Here is a 12,846-nt window from a genome sequence, read left to right as displayed (position 1 = left end):
GCTCCTGCGCAGCGGCCTATTGCGCCAGTTGCCTGATCATTGCCACCGTCAGGTACAGGCGCGGCGCCACGCTGGCGATCTCCATGTACTCGTCGTCGCCATGCAGGCCGGCGCCGACCACCCCCAGGGTTTCCAGCACGGCCGGCTTGTCGCTGTCGGGCACGTAGGCGTAGCCGGCGTCGGTACCAAAGCGCATGGCGATCGGCTGCAGTTGCCGGTCGATCTTGCTGTAGAGCTGCCGCGCAGTTTGTGCAAGCTGCGTGGAGGCGTCGTTTTTCGCCAGCGGCGGCCGGCCTTTCTCCATGACCAGCTCGACCTGGGTATCGGCGACCAACTGCTTCTTGATGATCCGCAAGGCATCCTCCTGCACCCGCTCGGTCTCGCTCAGGTCGGAATAACGCATGTCGGCCTCGGCGCTGGCCAGGGCAGGGATGATGTTGGCCTTCTCTCCGGCCTTGGCCAGGGTCCAGTTGACGGTGGTGCCCTTGTCCTTGTCGCCGAGAGCGTTCAATTGCAGCAACTGGTGCGCCAGTTCGATCAGCGCGTTGCGCCCGGCCTCGGGCGCGGAGCCGGCGTGGGAGGCACGGCCGTTCACCGTAAGTTTCAGGCGGTTGATGCCGTTGGTGGCGACGGTCACCGCGTCCTTGTCCGGTGGCTCGTAGGAAAAGACGAAGTCGTGCTGGCGCGCCAGCTCGGCGATTAGCTGCCTGGAGCCTGCCGAGCCCATTTCCTCGTCCGGGTTGAACAGCACGGTGAGGGTGCGATAGCCCTTGTACTGCTGGTCCTGCAGCAGCTTCAGCGCATGCAGGATCATCGCCACGCCGCCCTTGGCATCGGCCACGCCAGGGCCATAGGCGCGTTCGCCTTCGATACGGAACGGGCGCTTGGCCACGGTACCGGGGCCGAACACCGTGTCGTAGTGAACCATCAGCAGGAAGTCCTTGTCGCCGGTGCCCTTGAATGTGCCGACGATGTTGTCGCCCACCGACGGCGTGGCCGGCTGGGTGGTGACCTTGGCGCCCAGGGCCTCAAGGCGTTTCACCAGCTCGGCGCCGACCTGTTTCAGGCCCGCCTCGGTACCGGTGCCGGTGTCCACCGAAACCAGGGACTTGAGGGTTTCCAGGTAATGAGGCTGTTCGGCCTGGGCCTGGCTGTACAGCTCCTGGGGCGTGGGCTCGGCGGCCTGGGCGGTGGCGCAGGCGAGGGCAAGAGCAAGGGCCAAAGTGCAGAGTCGCAGATGCATGGGCAGGGTCTCGTTGTCATGAACCCTTCAGCGTAGACCCTACCCGATGAATGGCCGCCCGAGCCGTTGTGTCTACAGGCCGTAACGATGCGCCAGACGCTGGTTTGACAACTGCCCGGCCAGGCCCAGGCGGGCACCTTCAAAGGCTTCGTAGCGCTCGAACTCATGCAGTGACGGGATCGAGATCAACCGCTGCGCATCGAAGTCCTGCAACGCCGCCTCGACCAGGTCCTGCGCCGTCATCACGATAGCCGGGTCGAGGTTTTCCACCGGCAGCCCGCCGATGGCCCAGAAGTCCGTGGCGGTGGCGCCGGGCAGCACGGCCTGGACCTGCACGCCGCTGCCGGCCAGCTCCTTGTGCAACGACTGGCTGAAGGCGGTGACATAGGCCTTGCTCGCGCCGTATACGCCGTTGAGCAGTTCGGGCGCCAGGCTCACCACCGACGAGATGTTGATCACCGCGCCGCGCCCGCGGCCGACGAAACCGGGTACCGCCGCGTAGGTCAGGCGGGTGAGGGCGGTGACGTTGAGGGCAATCATCCGGCTCATCTGCTCCACGTCGCTGTCCAGCAGCGGGGTGTGGGTGCCGACCCCGGCATTGTTGACCAGCAGGTCGATGCTGGCGTCCTCGCGCAGGCGCGCCTCGATGCGTGCCAGGTCCTGGGCATCGGCCAGGTCTGCCGGCAATACCTCGACGCTGTGGCCGGTCAGGGTGGTGAGGCGCTCAGCCTGCGCGTTGAGGCGTTCGCGGTTGCGCGCCACCAGGACCAGGTCGTGGCCACGGCGGGCCAGCTGTTCGGCGTACACAGCACCGATGCCGGTGGATGCGCCAGTGATGAGTGCGGTGCCTTTCAAGTTCATGGTTGTGACTCCGTGGGTTGGGGTGAGGCCATGATGCTAGGCTTTGCCGTTGGCGCAAATGACGCATATAGTACGTATTCGAGACATGCTCCGGAGTATACCCATGCATCGGGTCGGTTATCTGTTGTGCGAAGGGTTCCAGGTGATGGCGCTGGCCTCGCAGTCGGTGTTCGAGTTCGCCAACCTGCTGGCCGGGCGGCCGGTCTACGCCTTGGGCAACTTCAGTGTCGCAGGCGGCCCGCTGCGTTCGTCGCTGGGCCTGGTGCTCGACACCCAGGCGGTAGGGTCGCCGAGCCATGCCGATACCTGGCTGGTGGCGGGCACCTTGTCGCCGGTCGACTTACCGCCTGCACCCGAGTCGGTTGCGCTGGTGCGGCGCCTCGGCGGCCAGGCCCGGCGCACGGCGGGCATCTGCACCGGGGCTTTCATACTGGCGCAGGCCGGCCTGCTCGACGGGCGCCGCGCCACCACCCACTGGGCCTTTGCCCGTGAGTTCCGCGAGATGTTTCCGCGCATCCAGCTGGAGGAAGACCGCATCTTCATCGCCGATGGCAACCTGTGGACCTCGGCCGGCATGACCGCCTGCATCGACATGGCCCTGGGCATGGTCGAGCAGGACCTGGGCGCCGAGATCGCCCGGGGCGTGGCTCATCGCCTGGTGATGCACCAGCGCCGTTCGGGCGGGCAATCGCAACATTCACAGCTGTTGGCCATGGCGCCACGCTCGGACCGTATCCAGGCGGCGCTGGAGCATGTGCGCGGGCACCTGGGGCAGCCCCTGACCGTCGAGACGCTGGCCGAGGTGGCGCACCTGAGCCCGCGTCAGTTCAGTCGCGTGTTCAGCGCCGAGACCGGTGAATCGCCGGCCAAGGCCATCGAGCGCCTGCGCCTGGAGGCGGCGCGGCTGCTGATCGAACAGAGCCGCCACAGCCTTGATGTGGTAGCTCGCGAGACCGGTTTTCGCGATCGTCGGCATCTGCGCGAGGCGTTCCTGCGCGGCTTCGGCATTCCGCCGCAGGCCGTGCGCCGCGATGCGCGGCGCCTGGACAACGAGGTGCCGGCATGAAGAAACTCGTGCGCATGGACGACCTGCAGGTGTTCGTCAGTACCGTGGCAACCGGCAGTTTCTCCGCGGCGGCGCGCCAGCTGGACATCTCGCCGGCCCTGGCCAGCGGCGCCGTGCAGCGCCTGGAACGCAGCCTGGGGTTCCGCCTGCTGGTGCGTTCGACCCGGCGCCTGCGTCTGTCGGATGAAGGCCAACGCTACCTGCCCCATGCGCGGCAGGTGCTCGAGGCACTGGTAGAGGGCGAAATGGCCCTGGAGCAAGGGCGCGACGAGATCGGCGGGGTACTGCGCCTGTCCATGCCCTCGGACCTGGGGCGCAATGTGCTGCTGCCCTGGCTCGACGAGTTCCAGTTGCAGCACCCGGGCATCAGCCTGCAACTGCGTCTGAGCGACCAGGTGGCGGACCTGGTGGGGGATCGCCTGGATGCCAGTATCCGCTATGGCCAGTTGGCCAATTCAGGCCTGGTGGCGCTGCCCCTGGCCGCGGACAACCGCCGCACGCTGTGCGCCGCGCCGGCCTACATCGCCCGCCATGGCGCGCCGCGCACGCCGGAGGAACTGGTCGGGCACAACTGCCTGCGCTATGTGATGGGCGAGCAGACCCACGAACGCTGGGGCTTCCACCTGCCGGACGGGGTCAGGACGGTGAGTGTTTCGGGCGATCGCACCAGTGACGACGCCGATGTCGTCCGCCGTTGGGCGGTGGCGGGGCTGGGGATCGTCTACAAGTCGCGGTTGGATGTGCTGGCCGACGTGCGGGCCGGGCGGCTCGTGGAGCTGTTCCCACCAGAATGCTGCCAGGCGGCGCCGCTGCAACTGGTGTGCGTGCACCGCCAGGCGGTGTCGCCGGCGATCCAGCGGTTGCGCAGCTACCTGGGGGAGAAGTTTGCCGAGCTTGGCTAGGGTCTGTATGAAAAGTCTTGAGACGAAGGTCAGGCAAGGCGAAAACAGCCGAGGAACGGTCGGAGTCGCGCCCGACTTTACGGGTTGTAAATGAGCATTCCGAGGCTGTTTTCAACGCAGCATCACCGAGTATCAAGGCTTTTTATACAGAGCCTAGCAAGGCGCCTGCAGGTACGTCATCGCGCCTACAGGGCCCCTATCGGACTAGAAACCTTCCAGTACAACCTTGCCCTTTGCCTTCCCGCTTTCGATCAACTCGTGGGCGCGGCGCAGGTTGGCCGCGTTGATCGCGCCGAAATGCTCGCCCAGCGTGGTCTTGATCACGCCTTCATCGACCAGCCCGGCGATTCGCTCCAGCAGTGCGTGCTGCTTGATCATGTCGGTGGTCTGGTACAGCGAACGGGTGAACATCAGCTCCCAGTGCAACGACAGCGACTTGCGCTTGAGCGGCACCACGTCGAGGCTGGCCGGGTCGTCGATCAGTGCCAGGCGGCCTTGTGGGCGCAGCACCTCGACCAACTGGGCGAAGTGGCGGTCGGTGTGGGTCAGGCTGATCACCAGGTCCACCTGGCCTATACCCACGGCCTCCAGCTGGGGTGCCAGCGGCTGGTTGTGATCGATCACCTGGTGGGCGCCGAGTTGGCGTACCCAGGCCTGGGTTTCAGGGCGCGAGGCGGTGCCGATCACGGTGAGGTTGGTGAGCTGGCGCGCCAGCTGGGTGAGGATCGAGCCCACGCCACCGCCGGCGCCGACGATCAGCAGGCTTTGCCCTTCGCCGCCGCCTTCGCGCACGCCCAGGCGGTCGAACAGCAGCTCCCAGGCGGTGATCGAGGTCAGCGGCAGGGCGGCGGCGCTGGCATTGTCCAGGCTGCGCGGCTTGTGGCCGACGATGCGCTCATCGACTAGATGCAGTTCGCTGTAGCTGCCGGGACGGTCGATGGCACCGGCATAGAAAACCTCGTCGCCGGGCTGGAACAGGGTCACCTGTTCACCGATGGCGCGCACCACACCGACCGCATCCCAGCCCAGCACCTTGGGTTGGCTGGTGCTGCCGCTGCCGGCGCGGACCTTGGTATCGACCGGGTTGACCGCGATGGCGCGGACTTCCACCAGCAAATCGCGTGGGCCGGGGACAGGCGCGGGCAGGTCGCTGTCATAGAGCGAGGCCGGGTCGGTAAGCGGCAGGCCGTGTTGGGTGAAGACGATGGCTTTCATGGCATCAGGGTCCCTGAGTGGTAGGTAGGGCAACCTTAGCCTGCAAGATTTATCGCAAAAACATCGCAATCACGGGAACAGTTTCAGCATTTTATTGAAAATGTAGCGGCCATGCTGGTCAGAACCAGCGATCGTTGCGTTTGCGCCCGCGGGTCAGCGCCGGCAGGATCAGCCCCGCCAGCAGCCCGGCGCCGGCGATGCTGCCGCCATACACCATGTAGCGCATCATCACCTGCTTGTTCTCGTCCCCCAGGCGCGCCTGGGTGTCGCGCAGGCTCGACTGGCTCTGCTCGAGCTGCTCGTTGAGTGCCTTGTTGCGGGTTTCCAGCTCGTCGATCAGCGCCTTGCGCGAGTCGAGGGTCTCCTGCATGCCCTGCACGCGGTTCTTCCAGCTGTCGTCGATGGTCTTGAGCTGGCCGGACAGTTCGGCCACCTGGGCGTCGAGCTGCGGCAGGCGCTCGCTCTGGCCGGGCACCGCCTGCAGGTCACTGGTGAGGATCCACACCAGGTCGCCGCTTTGCCCGCGTACCTGGCTGTAGTTGCCCTGGCTGGTGACCAGGGTGACCTTCTGCCCGGACCTGAGCGTGCCGACGATGCGATGGCCATCGGTAGGGCCGCTGCGTACGTAAGTGTTCAGGCTGTCACTGACCCAACGCGCATCAGTGGCCGGTTCTTCGGCGTGGGCCGGGGCGGCGAGGGCGATCAGGGCTGCGATCAGGCCACCGCGCAGGGCGGTGAGGGCAGGGGAAGCGGGCTGGATGTCTGGCATGCTGGTCTTCGCTGAAACAGGACGAATGAAGGCCCGATGACTGGGCCGGCGATCCGGTCGGGTGGATTGACCGTCAGCGAAAGACCGTTTTTTTGTGGGCAGGTTCACCACCTGGCGCAGGAAATATCTGCAAAATATTGCGAAAAACCAGGAGTTATTGGCTGCTGTGGGCGCCAGTTCGCCGGCGAAAGGGCCGCAAAGCGGCCCACAGTGCCCTCAGGCCACTACTTCATAGCACGGCACATACGCAGCCCCACCGGGCAACTTCATGCGGTGCTGGTCGACGAACGCCTGCAGCAGGCGCCCGAGCGGGTCGAGGATCGCCGCATCGCCGCGGATCTGGTAAGGCCCGTGCTCCTCGATCAGGCGGATGCCCTTGTCCTTGACGTTGCCGGCAACGACGCCCGAGAACGCCCGGCGCAGGTTGGCCGCCAGCTCGTGTGGCGGCAGGTCGCGGCGCAGGGCCAGGTTGGCCATGTTCTCGTGGGTCGGGTCGAACGGGCGCTGGAAGCCTTCGTCGATCTTCAGCAGCCAGTTGAAGTGGAAGGCGTCGTTGCGCTCGCGGCGGAACTGCTTGACTGCCTTGAGGCCTTCGACCATCTGCCGCGCCACCTCGGCCGGATCGTCGATGATGATCTGGTAGTGGCGCTGCGCCGCCTCGCCGAGGGTGGCGCCGACGAAGGCATGCAACTGCAGCAGGAACGGCTCGGCGCTGCGCGGCCCGGTGAGCACCACCGGGAACGGCAGGCCCTGGTTGTCCGGGTGCATGAGGATGCCGAGCAGGTAGAGGAACTCCTCGGCGGTACCGGCGCCGCCGGGGAAGATGATGATGCCGTGGCCGACACGCACGAAGGCTTCAAGACGCTTCTCGATGTCCGGCAGGATCACCAGCTCGTTGACGATCGGGTTGGGCGCCTCGGCGGCGATGATGCCCGGCTCGGTCAGGCCCAGGTAGCGGCTGCCGTGCATGCGCTGCTTGGCATGGGCGATGGTGGCGCCCTTCATCGGCCCTTTCATCACGCCCGGGCCGCAGCCGGTGCAGACATCCAGCTTACGTAGGCCCAGCTCGTGGCCGACCTTCTTGGTGTACTGGTATTCCTCGGTGCTGATCGAGTGGCCGCCCCAGCACACCACCATCTTCGGCTCGACACCGGGGCGAAGGGTGCGGGCGTTGCGCAGCAGGTGGAAGACGTAGTCGGTGATGCCTTGCGAGCTTTCCAGGTCGATGCGCTGGCTGGCCAGTTCGCTCTCGGTGTAGACGATGTCGCGCAGGGCGCTGAACAGCATCTCGCGGGTACTGGCGATCATCTCGCCATCGACGAAGGCGTCGGCCGGGGCGTTGAGCAGCTCCAGGCGCACGCCGCGGTCCTGCTGGTGGATACGCACCTCGAAGTCCTTGTAGGCCTCGAGGATGGTCTTGGCATTGTCGACATGGGCGCCGGTATTGAGGATGGCCAGGGCGCACTGGCGGAACAGGGTATAGAGGCTGCCGGTACCGACTTCGCTCAGTTGCTGGACTTCACGTTGCGACAGCGTCTCCAGGCTGCCCTTGGGGCTGACGGAGGCGTTGATGACATTGCGTTGGGGCATCTGGTCTTTCCTGTGCGGGTAAAACATCCTTCTTGGACAACACCATACAAGCAAATGTGCGTGGCAACGAGGGGGAGGGTGAAAAACCTTGGTGGCCAGAGGCGCCACGAATGCGCGCTTTGCACAGCGTTCTGTCAATAGCACAGTTGAGCGACTGTGCCGTTGGCCCGGCGGTGATAGGTTTGCCGATAGCCTGGCCTGTCACGATGTTGGCAGGTCGGGCCAATGCCTGTGCGCCTGTCAGATCACTGAAAGGATTTCCAACATGAAAAAGCCAATGACTGCCCTGGCCGTATCCGTAGCGCTCACCTTCGGCATCACTGTCGCGAACGCTTCCGTGCACCCGGCCTCCATCGCTGCGCCGCAAACCGTCAACCAGGGAACCTCCTCGCTTGGGACGCCCTTCGCTAGCGCTCAACCAGCCAAGAGCATCCAGGTGGCAAGCCTTGCCAGAAACTGCGCCGATGAGCGCTATTCCTGGTGGGAATACAGCGGTTGGGAAATCGTTGGCTGCCTCGCAAGTGGCCAGTGGTAACGATTGACGCGGGCCTGGCGCGTGGCAAGCGCGCCAGGGCTCCTGGATCAGCTGGCTGAGCGGCGTGCTTGTCCGCAAGGGGCAGGCCGGCTTCGCGGTCAATCGACCTTGAACACATGCCGCAGGTACGCCACGAAGTTCTCGTCCCGGCACTGGGTCTTGCCTGGGCTGTCGGAGATCTTTGCCACCGGCGCGCCATTACACGCGGTCATCTTGATCACGATGTTCATCGGCGTGACACCGGGAATGTCGCAGGTGAGGTTGGTGCCGATGCCAAAGCTGACCTGGATACGGCCATTAAGCGCACGGTACAGCTCGAGCATCTTCTGGAAGTCCAGGCCATCGGAGAAGATCAGGGTCTTGCTCCTGGGGTCGATGCCCAGCCGCTGGTAGTGCGCGATGGCTTTCTCGGCCCAGGCCAGCGGCTCGCCCGAGTCGTGGCGCAGGCCGTCGAACAGCTTGGTGAAATACAGGTCGAAGTCGCGCATGAAGGCATCCATGCCGATGCAGTCTGTCAGGGCGATGCCCAACTGACCACGATACTCACGCACCCAGCACTCCAGTGCGGCGGCCTGGCTGTCGAGCAGCCGTGGACCGAGCTGCTGGTGGGCCATGAACCACTCGTGGGCCATGGTGCCGATCGGCTTGACCTGGTACTCGCGGGCCAGGTGCACGTTGCTGGTGCCGACGAACTTGCCCGGGAAGTCGCGCTTGAGGATGTGCACCACCTCTTCCTGTACCCGGTACGAGAAGCGCCGGCGGGTGCCGAAGTCGGCCAGTTGCAGGCCGGCAAGCTCGTCGTCGCTGGCCTCGGCCCTGAGCCAGTCGAGCTTCTGGTACAGACGCTCGCCGACCTGCTCGATCACTACCTCGCGATAGCGGTAGCGGTTGCGCACCTCGCTGATGATCGCCAGCAGCGGGATCTCGAACAGGATCACGTGCAGCCACGGGCCGCGCACGTGGATCGCCAGCTGTCCGGTAGCGTCCAGGCCTACCTGCACGTAGCGCAGGTTGAAGCGGAACAGGCTGAGAAAACGGATGAAATCCGCCTTGATGAACGGGATCTTCTCAAGGTAGGCCAGCTGGTCGTGGGTTACCGAGACATCGGTCAGTTGTTCGATCTGGTAGCGGATCTCGGCCAGGTAGGGCGCCAGGTCTTCGTTGTTGCGGCAGCGGAATTCCCATTCCACCTCGGCGTTGGGGTAGTTGTGCAGCACCGCCTGCATCATGGTGATCTTGTAGAAGTCGGTATCCAGCAGGTTCTGGATGATCCGTGGGCCGAAAACGCTGTCGCTCATGGGCGATCCTCCTTGAGTTGCGCCAGTTGGCGGTCGAGGTCCTGTTCATCGGGGCACAGGTGGATGCCGGCGGTGGCCATCTCTGTGCACGCCTGCTGCGCGCCCTCGGCGCTCAGTGCGCGGCAGGCCGGCAGGTACAACAACACCTCGAAACCGGCGCGGCGCAGTTGCAGGGCGGTGGTGCGCACGCAGTAGTCGAGCGCCAGGCCACCAACGATGATCGCCTGTACCTGTTGCACCTTGAGGAACTCGATGACACCGGTGGAGCGGCGTTCCGCCAGGTCGTGGTAGCAGGCGCCGTAGGGGTGCAGGTCGGGTTCGACGCCTTTCCAGACGAAGTAGTCGTAGTCGATGGGGGCGGGCAGGCCGGGGAGCAGTTCGAAGCCGGGCGTGCCGGGGACGCAGTGGCTGACCCAGGTCAGGTCGGCGTTGGCCAGGGGCAGCGGTTGCAGCATCTGCCCGGCGTCGGCGACCACCCAGGCGGCATTGGCCGGGTGCGCGTCCTTGCTGCCCAGGCGCAGGGACGCGCGTTGGGCCATGGCGTTGAGCGCGGGGGCGATCTGCTCGCCACCGGGGACCGGTAGCTCCTGGGGCGCGTTGCTGGTGAAGCCGTTTTGCGCGTCGACGTCGAAACTGGCGGTCTTCATTTGGGGTCACTCCCTGGCTGGATGGTCAATATAATCCATCTGGTGAATTAAATCTGTCAAGGGTGCTTTTATGGCGAATTTATCGCTTGATCTATTTAGTTGCCCTGATGGAATATAGGCGGAAGAAATGGAGTGAGCATGTGACTAGTCCAGAAGTCTTGGCCAGCGTGGATATCGTCGCGTTGCGCCTGTCGCCGCAAACCCAGCGTCTGCAAGTGCTGCTGCACCTGCGTGATCGCGAACCCCATGCCGGGCAGTGGGCCTTGCCGGGTGTGATCGTCAATGGCCGGACTCCGGACAACAGTCTGGACGCCGCCGCGGAACGTGCGTTGGTGGAGAAGGCCCAGGTAGTGCCGCGCCACCTGGAGCAGGTCGGCACCGAAGGCAATGCCTTTCGTGATCCACGAGGGTGGTCGTTGAGCACCTACTACCTGGCGCTGCTCGATCCAGATGGCGAGGTCGACGCCGCGCAACCGATGTTTGTCGACGTCGACGAGGTGTTGGCGCGCAAGCGGCTACTGCCGTTCGACCATCGCCTGCTGGTCGAGCGCGCTTGCGAACGGCTGGCGGCCAAGACCGTGTACAGCAACCTGCCGCTGTACCTGGTGCCGGAGCGCTTTACCGTGCTGGATGCCTTGGCCGCGGTACAAGCGTGCCTAGGGCAGGCGGTCAACGGCACCTCGCTGCGCAAGCGCCTGGAGCGGATGAAGGCAGCGGGCTGGGTGGTGGATACCGGCGAGAAGAACCAGCCCAGGCTGGGACGGCCACAACAACTGTACCGGCATACGCCGCAAGGGGCTGGGGTGTTCATGTTCGACCGTAGCCTTTTGGCTGCCGGGTAAGGAGGCTACCGGGGTGCGTAATCGGCAGATGTTGAGCAAGAGTGTCAGGGGGAGATTCGTATGAGCTACAGACTACTGAATGATCTTTTTGCTGATGCTGAGGACAAGGTTCAGGCATGGATTTGTCGAGATTGCCTGGGCGATTGGATTATTGCCTCCCAGGCCATGACGTTGCGTGAACGCAGGACCTGTTGCGCGTGCGAGCGTGAAGTGGAAAAAGCGCGTGACATCCAGATGATTGCCGATCGTATCCAAGGGGAATTGCCAAAGTATTTTGAAGTCGTGCCCAGCGCAGAAGAGGCCGTTGGCTTTGAATTGGCCCAGGTCGTCGGTCTCTCGATCGACTGTGGCAGCGAAAAGGCCAATGCGCTGATAGCCACTTTATTGGTCAATCCTGAAGCCAGTACCGAGGGCTTCTATCGGGCCGGCCAGCGTTATCGGCAGACGCCGGCAGGAACCTTCGCCGTTCTGCGTGATGAGGTTATAAGCGAATGGCAAGGCTTTGCTCATGAGCTCATCCACGGGCGTCGATACTTCAATCAGGATGTGCAGAATTTCTTTGGTTCTCTGGTATGTGAGGCCTTGCGGGCCAAGCCTCATGAGGGCGCTGAAATTCCCTTGGTTGTAAAGACACTAGCGGCAGGCAGTGAGCTATTCCGGGCGCGCATTGCCCGCTCTGAGAAAGAGCTGCAAGAGATTCTGGAGAACCCAGGTGCCCAGCTAAGCGCTCCACCCAAGCTGTCTGCGGCGAACAACCGCATGAGCGCTGCCGGCATGCCGTTGTTGTATGTCTCGCAAACGCTGGAGACCTGCGTGGCCGAAGTTAGACCCTCCATCGGCGACACGGTTGTAGTGGGAACGTTTTCACCGACACGGGATATGACGATCTTTGATTTCACTGCATTGGAAGGCGAGTTTCATCATGAGGCTTTGAGTCTTTTCGAGCGAGGGCAGCAACAGCGAGCACGGCACCGTCATATGCTGCGGCTCTTGCATGAAGAGCTTGGGCGGCCATTGCGGGCTCAGGATACCGACTATGTGATGACTCAGGCCCTGACCGAATTCATCAGGTACCACAAGGGCGTGGAATTCGATGGCGTTGCCTTTCGATCGGTCCAGAATAAGGAAGGGATCAATTATGTGCTTTTCGATAGTGGCGACGAGAGCCGCCGAAAGTCCCCCGACTGGACGCCGGAATTTGCTGTGGTGCTATCGGAGGCCGATGTGAAAGTGAAAACGATTCAAGCGGTTCACTATGGGCTGTCCGATGCTCAACCCAGTGCACTGACACTGACGGTACAGGCGAATGGATAAAGCAGCTTACCCCATGAAAACCTTGATACTCAGTGCGAGTATCGGCCTTGCAGGTTGCGCCTTGGCGTTGTTCAGCCGTCAGCGCAGTGTTGCGCAATTGAACACGTTGTTTGACTGGCTAGGCGGTGGAGAGGCGAGCCTGGTGGAGCACTTTCTCAGCGGCCTGGGTGTCGTGTTGCTGAGTATTTTCCTGGTGGTGCTCCACGCGAGAATGTCCACCCGGCAAGCATGGCCCAAAGCGTGGCTGCGCGCTGGATGGTTCGTTGCCCTGCGCTCGAAAGTATTCAGAGCGACACGCCCTATCTACATCGTGCATTGGTCCGCAGTGATTGCGACCGTCTATGTGCTTGCGAGTTGCCAATGGGAGCTTGGCCAGGCCCAGGCGGGGCGAGCCTTTCAGACCTTGCAGCTGTCGATGGATATCGCCGGCAGTGCGACGGCGTGTCTTTTTCTGATGCTATTGATGCGGGCCGATTATCGGCGCGCTCGTCAATCCAGAAGTCTGGTGCTTGGTAGATGATCCGGTTGAGTTATCGCGCAGCGGGCCGTGTCGACTACCTCGGC

Annotated in this window: 13 protein-coding genes; 6 read left to right on the top strand and 7 right to left on the bottom strand. The window is 63.8% G+C overall.

What is annotated here, in order from left to right:
• Positions 1 to 16: 16 nt before the first annotated feature.
• On the bottom strand, positions 17 to 1,243 hold the full coding sequence (locus DFS21_RS12575) for a M20/M25/M40 family metallo-hydrolase (protein ID WP_110699493.1): 1,227 nt from the start codon (positions 1,241 to 1,243) through the stop codon (positions 17 to 19).
• Positions 1,244 to 1,315: 72 nt separating this feature from the next.
• Positions 1,316 to 2,104 (bottom strand): SDR family oxidoreductase, encoded by a 789-nt coding sequence (locus tag DFS21_RS12570; RefSeq protein WP_111532412.1) that lies wholly within the window; start codon positions 2,102 to 2,104, stop codon positions 1,316 to 1,318.
• A 103-nt stretch (positions 2,105 to 2,207) separates the two neighbouring features.
• Here DFS21_RS12570 and DFS21_RS12565 point away from each other — a divergent pair, with 103 nt between their 5' ends.
• Positions 2,208 to 3,170 carry a GlxA family transcriptional regulator gene (locus DFS21_RS12565; protein ID WP_111532411.1) on the top strand — a complete coding sequence of 321 codons (963 nt, stop codon included), beginning with the start codon at positions 2,208 to 2,210 and terminating at the stop codon, positions 3,168 to 3,170.
• Complete coding sequence (locus DFS21_RS12560; protein WP_111532410.1) at positions 3,167 to 4,072, top strand: LysR family transcriptional regulator; 906 nt, start codon at positions 3,167 to 3,169, stop codon at positions 4,070 to 4,072. Before DFS21_RS12565 ends, DFS21_RS12560 begins: the two co-directional genes overlap by 4 nt.
• 204 nt (positions 4,073 to 4,276) lie before the next feature.
• On the opposite strand, the gene DFS21_RS12555 is transcribed toward DFS21_RS12560, so the two are convergent.
• From DFS21_RS12555 to ppnN, 3 genes are all read right to left on the bottom strand, one after another.
• A complete protein-coding gene (locus DFS21_RS12555) occupies positions 4,277 to 5,287 on the bottom strand; it encodes a zinc-binding alcohol dehydrogenase family protein (RefSeq protein ID WP_102690666.1) in 1,011 nt (336 codons plus the stop codon).
• A gap of 118 nt (positions 5,288 to 5,405) precedes the next feature.
• On the bottom strand, positions 5,406 to 6,056 hold the full coding sequence (locus DFS21_RS12550; RefSeq protein WP_111532409.1) for a TIGR04211 family SH3 domain-containing protein: 651 nt from the start codon (positions 6,054 to 6,056) through the stop codon (positions 5,406 to 5,408).
• 216 nt (positions 6,057 to 6,272) lie between these two features.
• Positions 6,273 to 7,646, bottom strand: a complete 1,374-nt coding sequence (gene ppnN, locus DFS21_RS12545; protein ID WP_046855903.1) for a nucleotide 5'-monophosphate nucleosidase PpnN — start codon at positions 7,644 to 7,646, stop codon at positions 6,273 to 6,275.
• Between the two features lie 265 nt (positions 7,647 to 7,911).
• On the opposite strand from ppnN, the gene DFS21_RS12540 reads away from it, so the two are divergent.
• A complete protein-coding gene (locus DFS21_RS12540) occupies positions 7,912 to 8,181 on the top strand; it encodes a hypothetical protein (RefSeq protein WP_110699489.1) in 270 nt (89 codons plus the stop codon).
• Positions 8,182 to 8,279: 98 nt separating this feature from the next.
• Here DFS21_RS12540 and pncB read toward each other — a convergent pair whose 3' ends face one another.
• Together pncB and DFS21_RS12530 are read right to left on the bottom strand one after the other, a co-directional pair.
• Positions 8,280 to 9,479, bottom strand: a complete 1,200-nt coding sequence (gene pncB, locus DFS21_RS12535) for a nicotinate phosphoribosyltransferase (protein WP_110699488.1) — start codon at positions 9,477 to 9,479, stop codon at positions 8,280 to 8,282.
• On the bottom strand, positions 9,476 to 10,126 hold the full coding sequence (locus tag DFS21_RS12530; protein ID WP_110699487.1) for a nicotinamidase: 651 nt from the start codon (positions 10,124 to 10,126) through the stop codon (positions 9,476 to 9,478). Before DFS21_RS12530 ends, pncB begins: the two co-directional genes overlap by 4 nt.
• Positions 10,127 to 10,266: 140 nt before the next feature.
• Between DFS21_RS12530 and DFS21_RS12525 the strand changes: the two genes are divergently transcribed.
• From DFS21_RS12525 to DFS21_RS12515, 3 genes are read left to right on the top strand one after another with little or no spacing between them, the layout of a single operon-like run.
• Complete coding sequence (locus tag DFS21_RS12525; RefSeq protein ID WP_110699486.1) at positions 10,267 to 10,968, top strand: NUDIX hydrolase; 702 nt, start codon at positions 10,267 to 10,269, stop codon at positions 10,966 to 10,968.
• A gap of 60 nt (positions 10,969 to 11,028) precedes the next feature.
• Positions 11,029 to 12,282, top strand: a complete 1,254-nt coding sequence (locus tag DFS21_RS12520; protein WP_110699485.1) for an RES family NAD+ phosphorylase — start codon at positions 11,029 to 11,031, stop codon at positions 12,280 to 12,282.
• A 13-nt stretch (positions 12,283 to 12,295) separates the two neighbouring features.
• Positions 12,296 to 12,802, top strand: a complete 507-nt coding sequence (locus DFS21_RS12515) for a hypothetical protein (RefSeq protein ID WP_111532408.1) — start codon at positions 12,296 to 12,298, stop codon at positions 12,800 to 12,802.
• Positions 12,803 to 12,846 lie beyond the last annotated feature (44 nt).

Origin of the sequence: Pseudomonas sp. 2848, from assembly GCF_003253945.1 — a bacterium.
Classification (GTDB): Bacteria; Pseudomonadota; Gammaproteobacteria; order Pseudomonadales; family Pseudomonadaceae; genus Aquipseudomonas.
This window is presented reverse-complemented; position numbering and strand designations above follow the sequence as displayed.